Origin of the sequence: Nostoc sp., assembly GCF_036919555.1 — a bacterium.
Classification (GTDB): Bacteria; Cyanobacteriota; Cyanobacteriia; order Cyanobacteriales; family Nostocaceae; genus Nostoc.
The window spans coordinates 17114-39677 of sequence record NZ_JBALCS010000091.1 but is presented as its reverse complement, the minus strand read 5'-3'; the positions used below and the strand labels follow the sequence as shown (position 1 = coordinate 39677).

Genomic DNA, 22564 nt, shown 5'->3' with positions numbered 1-22564 from the left:
TACCCACATAGCCAAACTAACTAACTTAGTAACGTAGATTAAATAAAATGCAAAACTTCATCCTGTCTCACGATCCCTCTCCTTTATAAGGAGAGGGATTGAGGGTGAGGTAAGCCAGGGACATAAATTGGATGTTATTTAATTCTTATTCCTTAGTAAGGATGCCAGATTACACTAGCTTTATCAAGTTATCTAAAGCCACGGTTATTGCAAAATTCTTCTGATAACGAGTTGCGATCGCCACCAGTAAGTAAGTGGGTCAAATTAAATATAAAACCTCCCCTGCCTCCGGCTTCCCTCTCCGAACTCACGGAGAGGGATTGAGGGTGAGGTTTGATCTTATATTTAATTACGCCTACCTACTTAATGATTGACATTTGACATTTAACACGGTATTTACTCGACTGCAAATGTAGTTTAAAAATGTAGCCGCAATTTCCTTTGATGCTGGTATTTCTTCCCAATTGGAATGCTTCCCTTTACCCAATTTAAAACTTATCTTAACTGAATTATATTAGCAAAAAGACTAATCTAGAAAGTAGGTTCATTGGAAGAGAGAATGAAACTCATCAAATTGCTACTACTTAGTATTCCTCTCATCTTCTTTGCATGGATTAGTCCACTGCAAGTTAGTGCAATAGCTCAATTGTCAACTCCTTTACCTTTAGTTGCGGAACGTGAAACAACATCTCTGAAAAATTCACAGGATGTATTAACTGTTGCGACTTTTAATGTCGAGAATTTAGACCCGAAAGATCGACGCTTTGATAAGATTGCCAAAATTATTGCTAATAATTTGAACGCACCAGATGTAATCAGTTTAGTTGAAGTTCAGGATAACAACGGGCCAATTAATGATAACGTTGTTTATGCCAACCAGACTTACCAAAAACTGATTGCGGCGCTTGAAAATATCGGTAGTCCAGGATATAACTTTGTGGATATTGCACCCAGCGATGATCAAGATGGTGGAGAACCTGGAGGCAATATTCGTGTTGGTTTATTGTTTCAACCCAGCCAGATAACTCTCGCAAAAGTGCCTAGAAAAGGCGGTTCATTAGATGCTGTGGCTATTACTGAAGGTTCAAATGGTTTTGACCTCTCGCTTAACCCAGGTCGGATTGACCCGACAAATAGTGCTTTCGATCAAAGTCGTAAGCCACTTGCAGCAGAATTTATATTTAATGATCAAAAAGTGTTTATCATTGCTAATCACTTTATTTCCAAGCTTGGAGGTTCTCCCAGCGATGCTAAACGAGTGAAACAAGCCGAAATCGTTAATGAATTCGTAGCGCAACTACTACAAGTTGACCCCCAAGCCAAAGTAATTGTATTGGGTGATTTAAACGATTTACCAGATTCCTTACCTTTGAAGACCTTGAAGGGTAACATTCTTGAAAATCTGACGGCTCGTTTACCTCTTAGTGATCAGTTTACGTTCAAATTCCGGGGAAATCCTGAACTTATTGATCATTTGTTGGTTAGTGAAAATCTTTCTCGTTTTGCTAAACCGGAGATTGACATTGTTCATGTCAATGTTGGCTTTAGTAAACCTGTTAGTGACCACGATCCGGTGATTGCAGCGTTTACATTACCTGCTAATCAGTCTACCTCTGATACCATTCCTCTTGTTAGCCAACCCATACCCGTAAGTGATTCGGCGATTATATTGCCTGAATGAGGAAAAGGGGCAGGAAGCAGGGGGGAAAACCCCATACATAAATAAATTTACTTGCTCTGAAACCCTTTTCGCTGAATTTCAAGGTAATGAGAATCCATTTGTGCTAGATATTACATTAGCAGAACGGGCATACTGTAATTTTTAAGTTTCCTCGTTCCCATACTCTGTATGGGAATGCATTCATTGAGTCTCTGGCTCAATGTCTGATATCATGTCCGCTTGATTACTTATTAAACCCGAAGAACCCCAAAGAGCCAAAACTACGCTTTGTCTCCCTGCCCCTAATCCCCAGAGGGGACCCCGAGTTCCCCGCCGGCAGGGGTTGGGGGTGGGGTTCTTTTATTATGTGTAATTTGGCGGACATGATATGACTGGAGGCAGAGCCTCTAATCAGCCATTCCCATGCAGAGCATGGGAACGAGAGAATTTACTTGCTCTGAAATCCTTTTCGCAGGTGAATTCCAGTATCTTTCCTCCCTGTCCCCTGAACGTTAATGCAGTAATTCTTCAACTTGATGTTGGCTCCAGAAAGTTCTGTATAAACCCTGTTGTTGCACCAGTTGAAAATGATTGCCTATCTGAACAATTTTTCCCTTTTCCATCACAAAAATTCGGTCAGCTGCCGCCGCCGCCGATAATTGATGGGTAATGAAAATTACTGTTTTGCGTTCAGTATCACCAGATAGATTTTTAAGGATTTGCATGGCTGTTTGATTATCCACACTAGAGAGGGCATCATCCAAAATTAATAGTGGAGCATTGACCAACATAGCCCTAGCTAAGGTAGTACGTTGTCGTTGACCGCCAGAAAGATTAATACCGCGTTCACCAACAATAGTTTCATATTGCTGGGGAAAATTGTTAATTTCTGATTCAATTTGGGCAAATTGAGCGACAGATTTTACCTGCTCTTGTTCGCTAAGTGGATCACCGTAGCGGATATTATTTTTGATTGTAGTGCTAAATAGAAAGCTATCTTGAGGAACATAGGCGATCGCACCTCGTAAATCTGTTAAAGCTATTTTAGTAATATCCAGCCCATCTAAAAACAATTGTCCTGATTCAATATCCAGCAAGCGCGGCAAAGCATTGGCCAAAGTAGATTTCCCCGAACCAATTGCCCCAACAATAGCCACGGTTTCTCCGGGAGCAATGGTAAAGTTAAGATTTGCTAAAGCTGGAGTAGTGGAACCAGGGTAAGTGTAGGTGAGATTTTTAGCTGTCACTTCCCCTTTAAGTTCAGCTATTGGTAGATGTATAGCATCGGCTGTGTCTTTAATTTTCGGTGTGACAGAGAGAATAGATTCCAGCCTATCGATACTAACTTCACCCCGTTGGTAAGCAGTAATTGTGAATCCTAAAATAGCTGTGGGGAAAACTAGACGCTCTACATAAATTAACAGTGCTAAAAAGTCGCCAACCTGAAGGGTTCCAGAAGACATCTGCGCCGTCCCTAGCCAAATGATTATCAGTGAACTGATATTAGCTAGCCCGCCAATTAAAGGAAACAGTGTATTTCGGAGTTTTGCCATTTCTAGGTTAGCCGCTAATAGCTCCTGATTTTTCTTAGCGAAGGCTCGACGCTCATTTGCTTCTTGAGCATAGATTTTAATTAAGGCAATGCCACTAATATCCTCTTGGATCAGTTCGCTGATGTCAGAGAGTTGCTCTTGGACTGCTGCTTGTTGTTTGCGTAAGCGATCGCTAAACAGACTCACCAAGAAGAGCATAAAAGGGTACACTGCCAGAGAGGCTAGTGTGAGATTCACATTAATTGCCAGCATGACTGGCAGGGTCAAGGCGTAGGCAAACACCGTATTTGCCAAACTCAAAACTGCAAAACCCAATAAACGCTTGATATTGTCCACGTCACTGGTAGCCCGATTAATCAAATCGCCAGCAGTATTACTGGCAAAATAGGCCGGTTCCAGCTTGAGTAAGTGTTCAAAAATCCGTTGTTTCAGGTCAAATTCTACCTGACGCCCCACCCCAAATAGCCAAATGCGGGATGCCATTCGCATTAGCCACATCGCTGAACTGAGCAAGACAATGATTACTACGTAATGTACTATTTGGTCTCCACTGAAGGTTGTCGAGAGTTTATCAACACCAACACGAATCAACCAAGGGATATAAACGCCCAGTGCATTTACAGACAACAAAGCGAGAATCCCTAAGGATGCCTCCCGCCAATGGGGTCGTAAGTAAGCACTGAGTTGAGCGATTCGTCGAGATTTTGCCATTAAAGCAATTTTGCAACTTTATCATCCTAGATTAACAAGCCAGAATTCAGGAGTCAGAATTCAGAATATAAACGGGTTTAAATCCCTGACCAAATTCAAAATTTTGTGGTCTTCAAGATGCTCGCGCACTCGCTAACGCTACGCTATCAGTGGCGGGTCTAAATTTCCCACTGATTGCATTCTGAATTCTGTATTCTGAATTCTGAATTCTTTTGATTACCGTTGAACACGCAAGAACCTGTAAATTTCAACGAGATAACTTTCCCAAGTTCTTGTTGTCAATTGCAACGTTTGCGCGTCCGGTACAAAGTCTTCAAGTCGTAAACCGCGTGTGCGAATATCTTGAACATTTCCTTGTAATAGGTAGGGAGGCACTCTCAAATTATAAGAAAGAATGCGATCGCCTGTTACATCTGAGATGTTCGCTGTGGTGGTTGGTTGCCCTAATGCCACCAGTATCCCAGATGTTGGTGCAGCAGTTGCTACATAGGTTTCACCTGCCATTGCTAGAGGTGCCCTATAAAGGAAATAGGCGACTGCTGGTGTACTTGCCAACAGCAAAATCGTCAGCGCCCAACCGATTAAGTATCCTCCTGGTTTCTCTATTCCACCTCCTTTGATTTTCTGAGCTGCAAAAATCATCAGTAAAACAGAGGCTCCTAGAGGCTTGAGTGGAAAAGATAGCATCCTCCACAACGATGCCACAGCTGGTTCATTGGGGTTAAGAAATGATAGGGCTACGATTACCAAGATAACGACTAAGATTAATCGCCCTACAAAATTTCCAGAGGGATAAAATCGCTGGAACAGAGAATATACGATAGTGCCAATCAGCAGCCACAGCAGTACTCGGCTTAACAATAGAAACATAGATTATTAACTCTCAAATTTTCTGGTGCGGTGAGCCAGTATGGTGGTAAGGCAGTCCACCTTTATAGGGGTTTTCACGCCACTTGCTTTTCCTGTCAAAGACGCTCTTGCTAGCTTGCTTCTCCGTAGGAGTGCAACCGGGGGAACCCCAGCAACTAACGCAGAGGCTCCCCAAGAGGAACTGCCGTGCATGATTTCCCTGTATAAAACAACTAGGGACTTCTTAGCGATCGCGACGCTAAAAGCGTCACCCGTAAGGGTCAACCTAGAGGTTTCAGGAAATGGATTTATTTTATTGTCAAATTGTAATCGCACTGTTTGACTTAAAATATCTTAAACCTCACACCCAAAGACTACCGTCGTAGTGATTTTAGTGCAATTTTTTGCCACTGCGTCTAATATTTATAATTTTCCTAAAGAGTAATGTGACACCGGTAAACTAAATTGATTGAGTAATCCACTCAAAAGGAAAAACTATGTCGCCTGGAAAACCTACCATTTTGGTAACAGGGGGAGCTGGATATATTGGTTCTCATACGGTGCTTGCTTTGAAGCAAGCGGGTTATAACGTTGTTATACTTGACAATCTGGTTTATGGACATCGTGACCTGGTAGAAAGAGTTTTACAGGTGGAACTGATCGTAGGGGATACAAACGATCGCGCCTTGCTCGATCACCTATTTAAAACCCGCGATATTGCTGCTGTGATGCACTTTTCAGCCTATGCCTACGTAGGAGAATCGGTGACAGACCCTGCCAAATACTACCGCAATAACGTCGTTGGCACTTTGACTCTGTTAGAAGCAATGCTGACGGCATCTGTAAAGAAATTTGTCTTTTCTTCTACCTGTGCCACCTACGGGGTGCCGGAATTTGTACCCATTCCAGAAACCCATCCCCAAAATCCGATTAATCCCTATGGCGCTACTAAGCTGATGGTAGAGCGGATTCTCTCTGATTTTGATGTTGCTTACGGTTTGCAATCAGTGCGTTTCCGCTATTTTAATGCTGCTGGTGCTAATCCCAGTGGCTTACTTGGCGAGGATCATAATCCAGAAACCCATTTGATTCCCTTGGTGCTAATGACAGCTTTAGGCAAACGAGAATCTATCTCAATTTTCGGTACCGATTACCCCACAGCCGATGGTACTTGTATTCGTGATTATATTCACGTTAACGATTTAGCAGATGCCCATATTTTGGGATTGGAATATTTATTAAAAGGTGGCGATAGCGAAGTTTTCAATTTGGGTAATGGCAGTGGCTTCTCTGTCAGAGAAGTCATTGCAGCAGCCGAGCAGGTGACAGGAATTTCGATACCAGTAGAAGAACGCGATCGCCGTCCTGGCGATCCGCCAATTCTCATTGGCACCAGCGACCAAGCGAGAACAATCTTAGGCTGGCAACCTCAGTATCCATCCATCCAAGATATTGTCGCTCATGCGTGGCAGTGGCATCAACAGCGACACCAGTAAAAAAAACTAAATAAGTATATGTGCTGCGGGAATTGTGCCCCCTTCACTCATTGTATTATTAACATCGAAGCTGCTCTAAATAACCAAGTGGTGATAATCTGAGGCGAGTGAATATTATTCATGGATATATTTTATGCCTGAGCAAATATTTATCAACACAATTGATCAGCCGTGGATTGAGTTGACTCAATTTCCAGGAACTCAGTTTTTACCATTGGCTGAACCTGTTCCACAGGGGTCAATTCATCGTTTGAAAATGAGTGCTGGCACTGAAATTCCGATTCACATCCATTCGTGTGATGAATATGTTTACGTGCTTGCTGGGGTAATAGAAACCGGAGGAACAACATCGTCTGCGGGAACATTTTGGTTTACCCCTGGTAACACTTGCCAGGGACCCCACAAAGCCATAACAGACGTTGAACTCCTAACAATTCGCCTGGGAGCAATGGGGATGTTTGAATTCGATTCCGGTTTGTAAGGGTGCAAATTTTCTATTAATGCAATCCCGAATTGAACAACTGTTTCAATTCGACAACCTCAACCACTAGCGCAGGGGATGAGGGAGAAAAATTGCTCTCTAGTTTCTCCCTACTCCCTACTCCCTACTCCCTACTCCCTACTCCCTACTCCCTACTCCCCACTCCCTCTCATACTTCGCAGTACGACAACTAAGATGGCGATAAATCCAAAGATTGGCAGTGCGATCGCCCAAATTGGGAATTTCTGAGATTCACCGTCTACTAAATCGCCATTGACATCTCGCAGGTTTCGTGTACTATCTGTAGATCCGTCTCCTACCACAGTAACTTCAAATTTCAACTTAAAGGGTTTGAATCTTGCCCCAGAAACTGGTTTACCATTTAGTTGCAACTCATAAATACCTGGCTTGGGAAAGACAACTTCCGCACCTGGGATGCCTTTATAGCGTTCAGCTGCCACAGGTTCTAAGGCTGGTTCTAGGAGTGGTGGCTCTCCGGCTGCATAGGGTTTGGCATAAACAGCCAACCGACAATTACACTGTGACAGAGGAATAACCTTTCCACCTCTGCGGGTAAGTGCAAACCAGGTTTGAGAGGGTTCTCCAGCACTAGGATTATCATTTGGTTCAATGTGGAGAGTGGCGCCGACATCTGCGGCTACCTCAACCTGATGAGCAGCAACAGGGTAAAGATTAGTTATTGATATAACTAAGGAACTCAGGAATAATAAATACTTCCTTGTTCCTTTGTTTAGGTAACGCCTCTGTTTTTGACTCGTTGGGATTGAGTCAGAGAACAAGGATGATTTAACGCGATTTGGTTGGGGGAACATAAAACTTTTCTACGGCTAACTTTGACCAAAAAAAGCGCGAACGCACCATCAAGACACCGAGGGTAATAATTCCCACCAGTACTGCCGCTAATTTATTTCCCCAAGTTGATTCCAAGGAACCCAGATAATGGGAACCAATCAACACAGTATGAATGGCACTCAAGAGCAAAGCTGGCACACCCAATAGATGAATCTGTCGCCAACGCTTGCCCAAAGATTTCTGCAATGATTCCCAACTTGTAAAAGCGGCGGGGGCCATTAATACCAATGCTACAGCACCCGCAGCCATACCCCACTGAAATTCTGGCGGCATAAAATCAAAGGCAGCAAAATTCCATTGCAATGAGTGTTCGATCATGTGGGTGGTGTGAACCACAGAAAGCACAAAAGATCCCACCCCCAAGCCCCGGCGGTAACGCAGTAGTGATGCCCACAAACTACTAATAGGACGCGCAATTAACGCCAAGATTAAGCAGACTAAGGCGGCGTGTCCGGTGTAATCTACCATTGTGTCACCAGTCCGCAACAAGGTGATCGCGCCAATGATCAGTGTCACCCAACCGCCTAATCGAAACAACTGACTGCGCCTGTCTTTACTTACCAATGATGTGGAGACACCTACACCTAACATCGTAGGTAGGGTTCCCAAGCCAAAAGCCAGCATAGTTGCCCCACCCATCCATAAATTGCCAGTTTCAGCAGCTTTAATTTGGGCAGCATACAGGAAACCACAGGGCATTAAACCCCAAGTCATCCCCAAAAGCATTGGTGTCCACCATTTAGTTTTTAAGGAAAGCTTAATCATTCCTGTGCTGAGGCGATCGTGTAAACTACCTTGCAATAGGGGATGTAATACGGGAATGCGCGGCAGCAAATCGGGTTTTACTTGTCCTAAGCCAAACCAAATCAGCATTACACCAGTTAGAATTGCCATCCAGCGCCGGAAGTCGCTGCCAACACCCGCTAGCTGTCCACCTTGCAGCAATACCGAACCTATCGCCCCAATGCCAGCACCGACTAGAGCATAGCTCAACATCCGCCCTAGATTTAGCAGGATATGAAATTTTAATTGCTGTTGCCAAGTCTCGGACTTTTCTGAGGGTGATGTCTGTTTCGGCTGATGAGACAGAGAAAACGCCACCGTTAGGGGGCCACACATCCCAAAGCAATGTCCAAAACTCCCCAGAAACCCCAGGATTGTGATCAGCAACAAATCTACCATAAAAAAAGTCCTGAGTTCTGAGTCATGAATCCTGAGTTTGACACTCCCCACGCCTAAAGGCGGGGGATTCTAGCATCACTGACGTTCTTTACTTTTACAGGACTTGCGTCTTACAGAAGCAGGGAGAACATCTCCGCTAGCGTTACTTCCCGGATGCCCTCCGGTAGCGGCAGTTGCTCTACTTGGGGAAACCCCAAGACCGCACTGCCTTGCGCTTGCACGACTTAAAATTACCTTGGCAGCATTCACATCACGTTGCTCAACGTATCCGCAGTTGTTGCAAGAATGAGTGCGAGTGCTTAGAGATTTTTGGACTCTAGCACCGCAATTACTACATTCCTGGCTGGTGAAGTGGGGAGGAATTGCAATGATTTGCCTGACATACTTCTTACCAAAGTATTCGAGCCACTGACGGAAGTTGTACCAAGAAGCATCACTAATACTTTTGGCTAGTTTGTGGTTTCTCACCATGCCGGAAATATTCAAGTCTTCCAAGACGACCTTAGCGTTAGCTAGGCATAAGTTACGCGCAAGTCTTTTTGCGTGTTCTTCCCTTTGTCTTGTTACTCTTAGATGTTTTCGGGCATAAATACCACGCGCTTTTCTCCTACCAGATGACCCCTTTTTCTTCTTGTAAATGTTGCGTTGAACCCGCTTGATATTTACTTCTGCCTTACGCAAAAATCGCGGGTTCTCTTCATGGTTGCCCTTTGAATCAGAATAAAAATATTCCAACCCAACATCGATACCGATTTCAGAATTAGTTGATGGTGCTGTTTGTTGGTTATCTACCTTGATACAAAACTGAACATAATAGCCATCAGCGCGGAGTACAATCCGAACCCGTTTGATTAACTCAACTGGGTAAGAATGGATATCCCATTTACCTAATAGCTTAAGTTCACCAATACTTTTTTTATCCGTGAAAGTTATTCGACGCTTAGTTGGGTGTAATTTCCACCCAGAAACCTTGTACTCAACAGAACGAGAATGCTTTTTGAATTGCGGATAGCCTTTCTTGCCGGGCTTGTTCTTCTTGCAATTATCAAAAAACCTATTGATAGCGCGTTCTACATTTTCAACTGATGCTTGAGTTGCATGGCTGTTTAAATCATTAACAAACTTAAATTCAGACCTTAACTGAGTGTTGTACTGATAAAGCTCTTTTTTGCACACGCCTCGATTATCTATCCAATAACGCAATACTTTGTTACGGACAAACTGAGATGTCCTAATGGCTTCATTTATGGCTATTGATTGTGACTTTTTGAGAACCGCTTTATATTCCAATACTAACACCCTTGAATCACCCCCTTTAATTTGCTACAAGCAAGGAACTTCAGTTCTTTGCGGGACATAGCTTTTACGTTAAGTTGACACGTATGAGCAATGCTGTGCCCTGACGACAGATGTGGTTCAAATACTTGAATTCTGCTATAAGACGACTGAGAAAAGGTTAAGTTGTTACGTATACAACTTGAACTTTTAGGACGGGCAAGATACCCACCCCACAATCATATTGAAAAAAATATTAATGCAAATTAAAGGCGCAAGAGATTATTAACGATTTATACAATAAGTAGAGACGCAATGATTGCGTCTCTACTAACTGCCTATTTAGCCTTCTTACCTGTAATTGCACCGAGCAAAAAGGATGATGTAAATTAAATTATTCCTGGGCCTCTACCGCGTTTGTCACCCTTATCGCTTAACTTGCCTTCCTCATCCTGATTAATTTCTCCAAGTTCTTCAATACGTTCTGCCGTATCTTCTGCTGCTTGTTTGCGTGCATCACCCGGTACTTCATAGTACATTTCTGGTTCAACGGCATAGTTGTTAGACAAACCTTCTTTGTCCACGGTATAGCCGTCAGTGGTGCGTATACTCTCTGGATCAGTTTGGTCATCCGTAGGTGCATCTGCCTCCCCTTCTTCTGTGGGGAGTTTTTTGTACTTACCTCCTTCTCTTTCCATTCGAGCAGCAGTTTCAGCTGGGATAATGCCGCGATCGTATGTATCAACTTTAGCTCGATCAGATGAATCTATGTCTCTGTTAACTGCTTCATTAGCCATAATTTATGTCCTCATTAAAGAATGTATTGAATAACCTCAAAAACTAGATTAGGCTTTTTTTCATCTCCGAGCTACTATCTTGAGAAGTGACTTGAAATTGAAAATAATGTTATAATCTCTATCTTTTGATGTATCCAAAAGACTAATCTTAAGTCGGTTAAATACTTATAATTCACATTCATTCGGTAAAACAAGGGTTTTGGCCGAAGTTGACACTGACACCAATGAACATTATTGTGCCTTGACTGGATTTTGCATCCAAAAGTATAGCCGTTCTCGTTTGCATTAACTAAATTTTTACGCCTGACCCCCAACCCATCTCCTTAGCACCACGGTGTACACACAAGTCCTAAAAACCAAACCTAACTTGATAAGGCTTTCCTCGTTCCCATACTGCGTATGGGAATGCATTGATTGAGTCTCTGGCTCAATGTCTGACTGGAGGCAGAGCCTAGTTTGGGGATGAGGTTTACTCAAATACGGGGTGAGGTTCAGACTGTATTGCACTGAAGTGAGAACCGCTATAGGTATAGTTACAAAATTCCCGACGTTTTAGAGAAGTCGGGAATGTGAAGCTTTGAATTGTATATATTTAATTAGCGAATGATACCGACTACTGTGCTGAGGCTAGTTCATTGGTTGGGAAATTTATTCGCCCACAAATTGGTTTTTCAGTAATTGAATTTCATCGACTAATTCTTGCCGAGTTGAAGCTTTCAGCAGATAACGGGAAATAAACCAACTGGCGTAAGCAATTCCAACTAACTCAAAGAGTGGTGATAGTAGTGCAATACCATTGATTGCATCCAGTACTGCTAGTGCTACCTTAGCTGTAAAGATCGCCGCTAAAATTAAGCCAATAGTTATTAGAGGCTGCTTGTAGTTCTGAAAAAAGCTACTTAAGTATTGGGGAAATTGCTCCAAAAATTGAGTAATTTGTCTGCTAATTTGCTGCCATTGAGATTCCGGTTCAGGTGCTGGTGATAACCTTGGCAAGTTTACAGTATCTACACCTTCAAGTGCTAGCGTATCTTGTGATAAAGAAGCATTGATCGATTCACGTTGCTGTTGTTCGGTTTCCATAATTTTTATTTCCGGTGACTACAAAGAGCTTGTATAACTCAACTGAGCATCAATAAATATAATTATTGAGATCACCAGTTGCTAATTATCAGAGTATCTTTATAAAGACTAATTTATTAGTTAGCTGGACGACTAGTACCGCAAGGTAGAATTCAATAGCTTGACTATACGAGACTTTACCTACCTCTGTAGGTTAGCTAACCCTTGATTTTGTATTAGTCCACGGAGGTGGACGAGAGCTTGTTTAATAGCGAATTATAGAATTATATTCGTCCAATACTTTTAAAACATCCTCTTAGTAGTCAGTAATAAGTGTAACTGACCACTAAGATTGAGTAGGAGCATCTGAATTTATTTCTGCCTACCTACTCACTGAGATTTTTTGTTAGCTGCCTTATTTTGTTGGTGGGACAACAGTTGCTTTGTTAACTACAATTTTCACACCTTTAATTTGCTTCGCTAAAGGTTCAATTTTAGCCAACTCCTTCTGATTGTTCACAGTTCCTCCGACAGTGACAGTCCCATCATCTGCGGCCTCAACTGTTAGTTGACTTTTGGGTATGTTTGCCTCTAACTTAGAGCGAACTTCACTTTTTAGATCCCCTGAAGCTCTTTGTGTACCGCCACCAGTGGTATTATGGCGCTGTTCGCGGGCGCGAATATCCTCATTTAGTTGTCTTCTGCGGACATCACTTTGTGCATCTTGTTGAGCAGCTTCTGTTGTTTTTGCAGTCGGTGTTTGAGCAGCTTCATTAGGATTATTGGGTGCAGATTCACTAGTTTTAGAAGCGTTATCACAAGCAGCAACACCAAAAACCAAAAGGCAGCTAATTAAAAAGGGGGTTAGCTTTTGCATATGTTTAATTCGGAATCGGAAAGTGAAATTGGTTGATCTTTACGGCAGAAGTGAGAAGCAAGATTTTCACTCAGGAGCAAAGCTTTCAAATTATTGCTCCTGCAATTTTGTGGAATTAGTCTGAGTGAAAACTACCTTAGCTTAGAGTGTTTCATCACGACGGTCAACAATGACTACGGCAGGATCGTCTCTATTAGTCTCTGTTGAGTAGTTGGGGCGATCGCTACTAACAACTGGTGTGCGGTGATCCGGCGCACGGTTGATACCTGGGCGAACATCGCCGATATCAGTGGCATCATAGATCGCAAATTCTTCAATACCTCGACGGTTGAGAATCGCTTCAGCTTGGTGGATTTCAGCTTCCGTAGCATCGATAATTACTAAGTAGTCGCCTCTTTGGAAGCGATCGCTATACACCCGTGCCCTGTCTTCAGGAATTCCCAAGCCAACGAGTCCGCCAACAATACCCCCAGCTGCTGCACCGATCGCACCCCCAGCCGCTGTTGTTGCCAAAGCTGTTGCGACTGCGCCACCTGCAATCACCGGACCGATTCCAGGAATTGCTAAAGTTCCAAGACCAACTAATAAGCCAGTTAAACCCCCTAAAACACCACCTGTAGCTGCTCCAGTTTTTACGCCATCATCTGCTTTATTACCTCTATCAACGTTTCTATCTACATCTACACCAGCGATCCCTTGACCGTTTGTATCTTTGGCAATGATGGATACTGTATTTAAAGGAAAACCCGCATCTCGTAATTCTGTAAGTGCTGCTTCTGCATCTCGACGATGAGAAAATACCCCAATTGCGCGTCTAGCAACACCGCTATGAGCCGCAGTCGGAGTTGGAGTTACATAACCAGTGGTTGCATTTGTAGCATCTGGGTTGTCGTAAATGCCAAACTCTTCCACACCCTGCTGATGTAGAATTGCTTGTGCTCTGGCGATTTCTGTATCTGTGCCATCGAGGATAACCAAATAATGTCCCCGTCTCACACGTTCATCGTAAACTCTGGCTCGTTCTTCGGGAATTCCTAAACCAACCAATGCACCAAGCAAACTACCAGCGACTGCACCAATACCTGCTCCAGTCAGGGTGGTTGCTAGGGTGGTTGCTGCGGCTCCAGCTAGCATAATTGGCCCGATTCCAGGAATTGCCAAAGTCCCAAGACCGACTAATAAGCCAGTCAATCCGCCTAAAGCAGTGCCTGTAAGTGCCCCAACTTTAGCGCCTTCGTCAGATTTATCACCGACGCGATCGCGCACTTCAGCCCCAGCAATATCATCTTTGTCTCCATCCTGGGTAATCACAGAGACTTTATTCATGTCAAAACCGACATTTTTTAATTCATGTAGGGCATTTTCAGCATCTCGACGATTAGAGAATACACCAACACCACGTTTATGTAGACCTACAACCATTATCTTTTTCTCCTCAGCAGAAACCAATTATTCACTAATTCATAGCTCATAATTGCTCTCATTAATACATGTTTCGATTTAATTTCCATCAATCGCTTGGAATAAGTTTTCTCTCTATCATTAGACATAGGTGTTTTTATCTAAAATTTAGTAAAAAATCTCAAGTATCAGTATCAAATAAATTATGTTTGATAAAAATTAGATATTAACTATTCTATTTCACAGAGTTTTGTCTAAAATATTAGTTTTAAAGCTAACTAAATTTATGCGAAGAAATTATCTATTTAGATGTAATTTTTAGTAGGAATTCCTCTCTCCCTAACAAAATGTGCGAACAGAGATTTTGCTATGCTGCTTGAATGGATAAAGTCAAGCACAAGAATGTAAAGGAGAACTATCATGTCGAAACTAACGAACAAAGTAGCACTTGTTACTGGTGGTTCGCGGGGAATTGGCGCTGCGATCGCCAAACGTTTGGCTGCCGATGGAGCAAGTGTGGCGATCACTTACACAAAGGGTGTGGACGCGGCAGCATCGGTTGTGAAGGAGATCGAAAGCGCTGGCGGGAAGGCAATCGCGATCCAGTCCGACGTTGTTGATGTCGATGCCGTCAAGGCTGCTGTCGAAAAGACTGTCGAGACCTTCGGTCAACTTGATGTCCTTGTGAATAATGCTGGCATAGCCATTGTGAAGAGATTCGAGGAAACGACCCTGGAGGAGATAGATCGCGTGATTGACATCAACATTCGCGGCACATTCATCATGACGCAGGCGGCGCTGAAGTATATGAAGGACGGCGGTCGCATCATCATGATCGGCTCGTGCGTGGGCGAGCGCATGATGACACCTAAACTGGTGTCCTACTCAGCCACGAAAGGAGCCATCAAGATGTTTACGCAGGGATTGTCCAGAGAGGTGGCGAGCCGCAGCATCACGGTTAACAACGTCCAGCCGGGTCCGATCGAGACGGATTTGAATCCCGCTACGGGAGATTGGGCGGTGTCTCAGAAGAACAACACAGCGCTCAACCGCTACGGGAGTGTTGACGACGTCGCCGCGTTAGTGGCGTTTGTCGCTGGTCCAGAAGCGTCTTACATTACCGGAGCTAACCTGACCGTTGACGGTGGAACGAATGCCTAACGAAAAGCCACGTTTGGCGCGAGACGGCATCCATGATTTCGACGCGCACGGCTACACGGATTACCCATTTTATGATGGTGATTTCTTTGATGCTAATGGCTATCGCATAGATCCGGTAATGGAAGCATACAACAGTCGTTAAAGTCTATTAATACCTCAATAACAATACTGGGGAAGCCCTCGCCCCGTTCCCCGCCCCACCCCAAGCCGATCGCCCCACACTCTCCCCAACCTAACCCCATCCCTCATCCCCCTCCTCATCCCCTGATAGTCCGCCACAATCGACGTGAGCGGACTTTCCCCTATTATCCAGGCTAATCCACCACGAGCCGCCCAGACCCCAACCGCATCATAAGAGCGATCGCACCTGAGCCAATCTCTCCAGCTACCCCAGCCAAGCCCGACATCATACCAGTGTCAAGGAAACCTTGGTGAATATTTGGGGCAGCTATAACTTACCTTTGTGCTAGTGCGATCGCTGTCACTGGAATAACTCTACCTGGATAAAATATCTCTGTCATCAGGAATTTTGAGAAAATACAAAGTGGTATTCAGTCTTTACAAATGAATGCCACTTTTGTTTTATAAATAAAACAGACTACCCCCTAGTGTAAGTAGGTTGGTACTATTAAAATTAACTATGTAAAGTTTTGTAAAGATTCTGAGATGTGTTTGCATTAAGCTTGGTTGCTCATTTGCATACTTTTAGATGATTTAGTTTTTCCTCGCTAACCTAATCACTATCATGACCTTTTTATTCCGATATAGATTAAAAAATCCTATCTGAAATCAAGGGTTTTATATTTTGCTCTGATGAGAGTAAAAAGGACGGTTAATTATTCTTTCTTATAGATAGAAAAAAGTACGCTTGAGCGTAATATCATAGTCTTGTAGTATTATGAATACAGTAAAAACATCCTAAAACTCATGCAATTCCGTACGAGAAAATCTGCTTGTTCCCTAGCAGCCTAGTACTGGAACCACTGAAGATATCAGGCACAAGGGTATAACGTGACTCTTGGCAGAATTTTGATGCCAATATGATCAATACATCCAGTGCTTCTCAAATCTTCTCAAATCTTCAGACTTAACAGCAAAGACCTGCTTCAATCAGGTGTGGTTCAGTTATCTCTTCCCACTCGTTATTTCTCCACCTTGTTTTCTCGGCGTTGCTAAATGAAAGTATGAAATTCAAAAACTCAATGTTTGAAACTGTTTCCTTTGCGCTTTTAGGGGAAACTAAATTCATACTCTTAATCAGCAACGCAGTTTTCTGATGGAGAAGTGGCGAGGTAATTTTTTTTACCCTCCATTTTTTTACCCTCTAAATTCAGGAGAAGCTCATTAATGGCAAGCATAATTAGCGTTGGCGGTTTGGACAATTTGACTGACGTTCTCAAAAGCGTTGGTGTCAACAATATCGTCAAAAGCTCTGGTGGCAACAATCTCGTGAACGGCACTAGTGGCAACGATGTCCTTGTCGGTGGTAGTGGCAACGATAGATTCATTGGCGGTAATGGCAACGACGTCATCACCGCCGGCGATGGCAACAATTACCTTGACGGTGGTAATGGGGACGATATCCTTAACACTGGTAGTGGCAAGGATACCCTCATTGGCGGTAATGGCAACGATATCCTTAACGCTGGTAGTGGCAACGATATCCTCACTGGCGGTAATGGCAACGACACACTCGTTGGCGGTGCTGGGACTGATATTCTCACTGGAGGAGCGGGTAACGATGTTTTCAAGTTCACATCAGTTTCAGATAGTCGTCCTGCTGGACGGGATCTGATCACTGACTTTGTTGGAAACGGTAAGTTGTCAGGCGATCGAATCGATGTATCTGACATCGATGCCAACACCACTAAAGGGGGCAACCAAGCCTTCACTTTCATTGGGGCTGCCGCATTCTCCGCACCCGGTCAAATCCGTTATTCAGGAGGTATTCTCCAAGCTAACACTGATGGGAATCTGTCGGCCGACTTTGAGGCTCGGCTTGTAGGAGCACCACAACTAGTGGTAAGCGACATTATCCTTTAATTCTTTAATCTACCTCTTGCAAAAGTCCCTAACACCCCACTTCTAAGGGGTTACTTTAAGGAGTGGGGTTCTTATTTTTGATTTATGCAAGAGGTATAATAGACATCTGTGAAATTAATTATGCGTTGCCCGAAATCCTTGGTAGGCACAATTCATGTGGACGCAAAGCGGCTTCCCGCAGGGTATTGTGCCTACGTCATTTTCACTCCTATGTCTAATGTTGAAGAAGAATTCCGGTGCAAAGCCAAAGACGCTCCAACTGCGACAAAAGGCATGCGGCTTTAATTATTCACACCCACTTACTTACATAACTACAGAAACCACCAAACAAATCTTAATAGGCAAAAGCAACCCTATCTGAACAAAGGTTTCAGATTTTGTTCTGGCGAGAGTAATAAAAGAGGATTAATTATTATTTCTTATAGATAGAAAAAAGTACGCTTGAGAGTAATATCATAGTCTTGTAGTATTATGAATACAGTCACAACATCTTAAAACTCATGCAATTCCGTAGGAGGAAATCTGCTTGTTCCCTAGCAGCCTACTACTGGAACCAGTGAAGACATAAGGCACAAGGATATAACATGATTTTTGGCACAATTTTCATGCCAACATCATTAATACATCCAGTGCTTCTCAAATCTTCTCAAATCTTCAGACATAACAGCAAAGACCTCTTGATATTAAGTGTAGTTCAGTTATTTCTTCCCACTCGTTACTTCTCCACCTTGTTTTATCAATATTGGTGAATAAAAGTGTGAAATTCAAAAATTTAATGTTTGAAACTGTTTCCTTTGCGCTTTTGGGGAAACCAAATTCATACTCTTAATCAGCAACACTGTTTTCTGATGGGGAAGTGACGAGGTTATTTTTTTACCCTTTAAGTTTAGGAGAAGCTTACTAATGGCAATTATCAACGGTATGGATTTCGGCATTATTGGTAATGATGTCTTTAACACTCCTAGTGGTGGCATTAACAGCACTAGTAGTAACAATAGCCTTAACGGCAGTAATGGTAACGATGTCCTTCTCACTGGTGATGGCAACAATACCGTTAATGGTGATAGTGGCAACGATGTCCTTCTCACTGGTGATGGCAACAATACCGTTAACGGCAGTAGTGGCAACGATGTCCTTGTCGGCGGTAATGGCAACGATACCCTGATTGGCGGATTGGGTGACGACACACTCGTTGGTGGTGCTGGGACTGATATTCTCGTTGGAGGACCAGGTAACGATGTTTTCAAGTTCAGCTCAGTTTCAGATAGTCTTCCTGTTGGACGGGATTTGATCACTGACTTTGTTGGAAACGGCATCTTTCCAGGCGACCGAATCGATGTATCTGACATCGATGCCAACTCCACTATCGGGGGCAAGCAAGGCTTCGCTTTCATTGGGGCTGCCGCATTTTCCGCACCTGGTCAGATCCGTTATTCAGAAGGTATTCTCCAAGGGAATACTGATGGAAATCTGTCTGCTGACTTTGAAGTTCGGCTTATAGGAGCGCCAGAACTAGTGGCAAACAACATTATCCTTTAATTTAATTAACCTGCCTTGAAAATAAGGCAGGAGGTAAATAAATTTTCATTGTTCACAAAGAACAATGAAAATTTATCTTTCCCATTCCCCACTCCCTATTTTCAAAGATATCAAAGAATTTGAGAAGCCAAATTGTAAACCAAGAGGTGCAGCGATCGCACTGGTCAACAAGCCTTTTAACTTATTGGCAATTACTTCGTTATATATAACTACAGAAACCACCAAACCAATCTTAATCGCCAAAACCAACCCTATCTGAACAAAGGTTTCAGATTTTGTTATGGTGAGAGGAATAAAAGAGGATTAATTATTATTTCTTATAGATAGAAAAAAGTATACTTGAGGGTAATATGATAGTCTTGTAGTATTATGAATACAGTCACAACATCCTAAAACCTATGCAATTCCGTAGGAGAAAATCTGCTTCTTCCCTAGCAGCCTAGTACTGTAACCAATGAATACATAAGGCACAAGGATATAACATCAGTCGTGGCACAATTTTGATGCCAACATTATCAATACATCCAGTGCTTCTCAAATCTTCTCAAATCTTCAGACTTACAGCTATTTTCAGGTAAATAGACCACGCAGTCAGGGCACAGCATTGCTATGCCCCTACGACAGATGTGGTTCAAATACTTGAATTCTGCTGTAACAGCAAAGACCTGTTGAAATCAGGTGTGGTTCAGTTATTTCTTCCAACTCGTTACTTCTCCATCTTGTTTTCTCGGTGTTACTAAATAAAAGTGTGAAATTCAAAAATTTAATGTTTGAAACTGTTTCCTTTGTGCCTTTAAGGGAAACCAAATTCATACTCTTAATCAGCAACACCGTTTTCTGATGGGTAAGTGACGAGGTTATTTTTTTACCCTCTAAGTTCAGGAGAAACTTACTAATGGCAATTATCAACGGTACCATTTTCAATGACAACAATACCGTCAACGGTTCCCCGCTTATTCTGCGCCCTGCCCTAGATGGGAGTGCTAGCAGCGATATCCTCAACGGCAATGCTGGCAACGATATCCTAAATGGCAATGGCGGCAGCGATATCCTCAACGGCAATGGCGGCAACGATATCCTAAATGGCGGTGCTGGCAGCGATATCCTCAACGGTAATGCTGGCAACGATATCCTAAATGGGGGTGCTGGCAGCGATAGCCTAAATGGGGGTGTCGGTAGCGATATCCTCACTGGCGGTGCTGGGACTGATTCTCTCACTGGAGGATTAGGTAACGATGTTTTTGATTTCAACTCAGTTTCAGATAGTCCTAGTGGTTTGTTACGGGATGTTATCACTGACTTTGTTGGAAACGGTATCTTTGCAGGTGATCAAATCAATCTATCTACCATTGACGCTAACTCCACTATCGGGGGCAACCAAGCCTTCACTTTCATTGGATCGGGCGCATTCTCCGCACCCGGTCAGGTTCGTTATTCAGGAGGTATTCTTCAAGCTAGCAATGATGGGGATCTATCGGCTGAGTTTGAGATTCAGCTCAAAGGAGCACCACCACTAGTGGCAAGCGACATTATCCTTTAATTTAATAGATTTAACCCCCAACCCCTCTCCAAAGCATCGGAGAGGGGAGAGGAAACACATCTGGGGGTGAGGTTAAGCAGTACCTGATTCTGATTAGGAAACGCTATGCAACACAAGCATATCCGAGAAATAGAGAATTACCAATGCTTACTCATGCTCGATCGCACCGCACATACATGAGAAAATCAGGTAATACAATCGCAGCAGTTGCGATAATGCCACGTAAGGAAAAAAGATGTCGGAGAATTTAAGAAGCCAAATTGTGACGCAAGGGGTGCAGCGATCGCCTAATCGGGCTATGCTGCGGGCAGTTGGTTTTAAAGATGAAGATTTCAATAAAGCTATTGTGGGCATTGCCAATGCCTATAGTACGATTACTCCCTGCAATATGGGGATAAATCAACTGGCCCAGAGGGCAGAAGTTAGTATTAAAACCGCCGGGGCGATGCCGCAAGTGTTCGGCACGATTACCATTAGCGATGGTATTTCGATGGGAACTGAAGGGATGAAATATTCCCTAGTGTCGCGGGAAGTCATTGCAGACTCCATTGAAACCGCCTGTACTGGACAAAGTATGGATGGTGTGCTAGCAATTGGCGGTTGTGATAAAAATATGCCAGGGGCAATGCTGGCGATCGCGCGGATGAATATCCCGGCTATCTTTGTTTACGGTGGCACAATTAAACCCGGTCACTATAACGGACGCGATTTAACTGTTGTCAGTTCTTTTGAAGCTGTTGGTCAATACAGTGCCGGAAAAATTGACGACAAAGAATTATTAGAAGTTGAAAGTCGGGCTTGTCCTGGCGCTGGTTCCTGTGGGGGAATGTTCACAGCTAACACCATGTCTTCAGCATTTGAAGCGCTGGGGATGAGTTTACCCTATTCCTCAACAATGGCGGCGGAAGATGCTGAAAAAGCCGACAGTACGGAAAAATCAGCGTTTGTGTTAGTCGAAGCTATTCGCAAACAAATCTTGCCTCGCCAAATTATCACCCGTAAATCTATAGAGAATGCCATTTCTGTAATTATGGCGGTGGGTGGTTCGACAAATGCAGTATTGCATTTTTTAGCGATCGCCCGCGCGGCTGATGTAGAGTTAACGCTGGATGACTTTGAAACTATCCGCGCCCGTGTTCCCGTTTTGTGTGATTTAAAACCAAGTGGTAAATATGTCGCTACAGATTTGCACAAAGCTGGTGGCATTCCGCAAGTAATGAAGATGCTACTTGTGCATGACTTATTACATGGTGATAGTCTCACCATTAGCGGCCAAACAATTGCAGAGATATTAGCAGACATCCCAGAAGAACCATCCGCCAACCAAGATGTGATTCGTCCTTGGAATAACCCGATGTATGCTCAAGGACATTTAGCCATCCTCAGAGGTAATCTGGCAACGGAAGGGGCTGTCGCTAAAATTACTGGGGTGAAAAAACCAGTAATTACCGGCCCCGCACGGGTGTTTGAATCGGAAGAAGCCTCTTTAGATGCAATTTTGGCGGGTAAGATTCAAGCTGGTGATATTCTAGTCATCCGCTACGAAGGGCCTAAGGGCGGACCTGGGATGCGAGAAATGTTGGCTCCCACCTCAGCAATTATCGGTGCTGGTTTAGGTGATGCTGTGGCATTAATTACCGACGGACGCTTTTCTGGCGGTACTTACGGCATGGTAGTTGGTCATGTTGCTCCAGAAGCAGCAGTTGGTGGTGCGATCGCTCTTGTAGAAGAAGGCGATAGTATTACTATTGATGCACCGGCTCGTTTATTGCAATTGAATATATCCGAAGAAGAATTGGCTCGTCGTCGTGCCAACTGGCAACCTCCCGCTCCGCGTTACACTAAAGGCGTATTGGCGAAATATGCCAAATTGGTATCTTCTAGCAGTATTGGTGCTGTAACAGATTTGGACTTATTTTAGTTAACCTAAGGTAATAGACATCTCCAAAAAAGAATGTAGAGACGTAGCAGTGCTACGTCTTTTTGATTTCTAGTAATTTTTACCTAAATTTTATGAGTTTTTGTAAAAATCTTGAAAAAGTTTCAGGAAATTTACAGAGCAGA

General features: G+C 43.4%; 19 protein-coding genes. 9 read left to right on the top strand and 10 right to left on the bottom strand.

Features of this window, described 5'->3' with window-relative positions; genetic code table 11:
- The first annotated feature begins 559 nt into the window (after positions 1-559).
- A complete protein-coding gene (locus V7K36_RS25095; RefSeq protein WP_335120344.1) occupies positions 560-1681 on the top strand; it encodes an endonuclease/exonuclease/phosphatase family protein in 1122 nt (373 codons plus the stop codon).
- A 491-nt stretch (positions 1682-2172) separates the two neighbouring features.
- On the opposite strand, the gene V7K36_RS25090 is transcribed toward V7K36_RS25095, so the two are convergent.
- Together V7K36_RS25090 and V7K36_RS25085 are read right to left on the bottom strand one after the other, a co-directional pair.
- Entirely contained in the window at positions 2173-3924 is a 1752-nt protein-coding gene (locus V7K36_RS25090) for an ABC transporter ATP-binding protein (RefSeq protein ID WP_335120342.1), read from the bottom strand.
- Between the two features lie 216 nt (positions 3925-4140).
- Positions 4141-4794 carry a hypothetical protein gene (locus tag V7K36_RS25085; protein ID WP_335120340.1) on the bottom strand — a complete coding sequence of 218 codons (654 nt, stop codon included), beginning with the start codon at positions 4792-4794 and terminating at the stop codon, positions 4141-4143.
- Between the two features lie 476 nt (positions 4795-5270).
- Here V7K36_RS25085 and galE point away from each other — a divergent pair, with 476 nt between their 5' ends.
- Together galE and V7K36_RS25075 are read left to right on the top strand one after the other, a co-directional pair.
- On the top strand, positions 5271-6269 hold the full coding sequence (gene galE, locus V7K36_RS25080) for a UDP-glucose 4-epimerase GalE (protein ID WP_335120338.1): 999 nt from the start codon (positions 5271-5273) through the stop codon (positions 6267-6269).
- Positions 6270-6402: 133 nt separating this feature from the next.
- Positions 6403-6750, top strand: a complete 348-nt coding sequence (locus V7K36_RS25075; RefSeq protein ID WP_335120336.1) for a cupin domain-containing protein — start codon at positions 6403-6405, stop codon at positions 6748-6750.
- Between the two features lie 152 nt (positions 6751-6902).
- Here the strand turns inward: V7K36_RS25075 and V7K36_RS25070 are convergent, their stop codons facing one another.
- From V7K36_RS25070 to V7K36_RS25040, 7 genes are all read right to left on the bottom strand, one after another.
- Positions 6903-7583 carry a hypothetical protein gene (locus V7K36_RS25070; protein WP_335120334.1) on the bottom strand — a complete coding sequence of 227 codons (681 nt, stop codon included), beginning with the start codon at positions 7581-7583 and terminating at the stop codon, positions 6903-6905.
- Positions 7558-8805: an urease accessory protein UreH domain-containing protein gene (locus tag V7K36_RS25065; RefSeq protein ID WP_335120332.1), complete on the bottom strand. Its 1248-nt coding sequence runs from the start codon at positions 8803-8805 to the stop codon at positions 7558-7560. Before V7K36_RS25065 ends, V7K36_RS25070 begins: the two co-directional genes overlap by 26 nt.
- 75 nt (positions 8806-8880) lie before the next feature.
- Entirely contained in the window at positions 8881-10104 is a 1224-nt protein-coding gene (locus V7K36_RS25060) for an RNA-guided endonuclease InsQ/TnpB family protein (protein WP_335120330.1), read from the bottom strand.
- A gap of 365 nt (positions 10105-10469) precedes the next feature.
- Positions 10470-10877 (bottom strand): hypothetical protein, encoded by a 408-nt coding sequence (locus V7K36_RS25055; protein ID WP_335120328.1) that lies wholly within the window; start codon positions 10875-10877, stop codon positions 10470-10472.
- A gap of 648 nt (positions 10878-11525) precedes the next feature.
- A complete protein-coding gene (locus V7K36_RS25050) occupies positions 11526-11960 on the bottom strand; it encodes a CAAD domain-containing protein (RefSeq protein ID WP_334823706.1) in 435 nt (144 codons plus the stop codon).
- A 394-nt stretch (positions 11961-12354) separates the two neighbouring features.
- On the bottom strand, positions 12355-12816 hold the full coding sequence (locus V7K36_RS25045) for a BON domain-containing protein (protein WP_335120325.1): 462 nt from the start codon (positions 12814-12816) through the stop codon (positions 12355-12357).
- 141 nt (positions 12817-12957) lie between these two features.
- Positions 12958-14238 (bottom strand): histidine kinase, encoded by a 1281-nt coding sequence (locus V7K36_RS25040; protein ID WP_335120323.1) that lies wholly within the window; start codon positions 14236-14238, stop codon positions 12958-12960.
- A 399-nt stretch (positions 14239-14637) separates the two neighbouring features.
- On the opposite strand from V7K36_RS25040, the gene V7K36_RS25035 reads away from it, so the two are divergent.
- The 4 genes from V7K36_RS25035 to V7K36_RS25020 all read left to right on the top strand — a co-directional run bounded on the left by V7K36_RS25035 (position 14638) and on the right by V7K36_RS25020 (position 18960).
- Positions 14638-15378 carry an SDR family NAD(P)-dependent oxidoreductase gene (locus tag V7K36_RS25035; protein WP_335120321.1) on the top strand — a complete coding sequence of 247 codons (741 nt, stop codon included), beginning with the start codon at positions 14638-14640 and terminating at the stop codon, positions 15376-15378.
- A complete protein-coding gene (locus tag V7K36_RS25030) occupies positions 15362-15520 on the top strand; it encodes a hypothetical protein (RefSeq protein WP_335120319.1) in 159 nt (52 codons plus the stop codon). Before V7K36_RS25035 ends, V7K36_RS25030 begins: the two co-directional genes overlap by 17 nt.
- A gap of 1205 nt (positions 15521-16725) precedes the next feature.
- Positions 16726-17421: a calcium-binding protein gene (locus V7K36_RS25025; RefSeq protein ID WP_335120317.1), complete on the top strand. Its 696-nt coding sequence runs from the start codon at positions 16726-16728 to the stop codon at positions 17419-17421.
- Positions 17422-18324: 903 nt separating this feature from the next.
- Positions 18325-18960, top strand: a complete 636-nt coding sequence (locus V7K36_RS25020) for a calcium-binding protein (protein WP_334940143.1) — start codon at positions 18325-18327, stop codon at positions 18958-18960.
- A gap of 72 nt (positions 18961-19032) precedes the next feature.
- Here V7K36_RS25020 and V7K36_RS25015 read toward each other — a convergent pair whose 3' ends face one another.
- The gene (locus tag V7K36_RS25015; protein WP_335120315.1) at positions 19033-19203 is read right to left on the bottom strand and encodes a hypothetical protein; all 171 of its coding nucleotides are present in this window, start codon (positions 19201-19203) and stop codon (positions 19033-19035) included.
- Positions 19204-19855: 652 nt separating this feature from the next.
- Between V7K36_RS25015 and V7K36_RS25010 the strand changes: the two genes are divergently transcribed.
- Together V7K36_RS25010 and ilvD are read left to right on the top strand one after the other, a co-directional pair.
- On the top strand, positions 19856-20500 hold the full coding sequence (locus V7K36_RS25010; protein ID WP_335120313.1) for a calcium-binding protein: 645 nt from the start codon (positions 19856-19858) through the stop codon (positions 20498-20500).
- Positions 20501-20735: 235 nt separating this feature from the next.
- Positions 20736-22421 carry a dihydroxy-acid dehydratase gene (gene ilvD, locus V7K36_RS25005; protein WP_335120310.1) on the top strand — a complete coding sequence of 562 codons (1686 nt, stop codon included), beginning with the start codon at positions 20736-20738 and terminating at the stop codon, positions 22419-22421.
- Positions 22422-22564: the final 143 nt, after the last annotated feature.

Excerpts from the sequence above, each read along its gene's own strand:
- V7K36_RS25075 (WP_335120336.1), top strand. The coding sequence starts at position 6,403 with ATGCCTGAGCAAATATTTATCAACACAATTGATCAGCCGTGGATTGAG.
- V7K36_RS25010 (WP_335120313.1), top strand. The coding sequence starts at position 19,856 with ATGGCAATTATCAACGGTACCATTTTCAATGACAACAATACCGTCAAC.
- V7K36_RS25020 (WP_334940143.1), top strand. The coding sequence starts at position 18,325 with ATGGCAATTATCAACGGTATGGATTTCGGCATTATTGGTAATGATGTC.
- ilvD (WP_335120310.1), top strand. The coding sequence starts at position 20,736 with ATGTCGGAGAATTTAAGAAGCCAAATTGTGACGCAAGGGGTGCAGCGA.
- V7K36_RS25045 (WP_335120325.1), bottom strand. The coding sequence starts at position 12,816 with ATGCAAAAGCTAACCCCCTTTTTAATTAGCTGCCTTTTGGTTTTTGGT.
- V7K36_RS25085 (WP_335120340.1), bottom strand. The coding sequence starts at position 4,794 with ATGTTTCTATTGTTAAGCCGAGTACTGCTGTGGCTGCTGATTGGCACT.
- V7K36_RS25040 (WP_335120323.1), bottom strand. The coding sequence starts at position 14,238 with ATGGTTGTAGGTCTACATAAACGTGGTGTTGGTGTATTCTCTAATCGT.
- V7K36_RS25035 (WP_335120321.1), top strand. The coding sequence starts at position 14,638 with ATGTCGAAACTAACGAACAAAGTAGCACTTGTTACTGGTGGTTCGCGG.
- V7K36_RS25065 (WP_335120332.1), bottom strand. The coding sequence starts at position 8,805 with ATGGTAGATTTGTTGCTGATCACAATCCTGGGGTTTCTGGGGAGTTTT.
- V7K36_RS25095 (WP_335120344.1), top strand. The coding sequence starts at position 560 with ATGAAACTCATCAAATTGCTACTACTTAGTATTCCTCTCATCTTCTTT.
- V7K36_RS25055 (WP_335120328.1), bottom strand. The coding sequence starts at position 10,877 with ATGGCTAATGAAGCAGTTAACAGAGACATAGATTCATCTGATCGAGCT.
- V7K36_RS25050 (WP_334823706.1), bottom strand. The coding sequence starts at position 11,960 with ATGGAAACCGAACAACAGCAACGTGAATCGATCAATGCTTCTTTATCA.
- V7K36_RS25070 (WP_335120334.1), bottom strand. The coding sequence starts at position 7,583 with ATGTTCCCCCAACCAAATCGCGTTAAATCATCCTTGTTCTCTGACTCA.
- V7K36_RS25090 (WP_335120342.1), bottom strand. The coding sequence starts at position 3,924 with ATGGCAAAATCTCGACGAATCGCTCAACTCAGTGCTTACTTACGACCC.
- galE (WP_335120338.1), top strand. The coding sequence starts at position 5,271 with ATGTCGCCTGGAAAACCTACCATTTTGGTAACAGGGGGAGCTGGATAT.
- V7K36_RS25025 (WP_335120317.1), top strand. The coding sequence starts at position 16,726 with ATGGCAAGCATAATTAGCGTTGGCGGTTTGGACAATTTGACTGACGTT.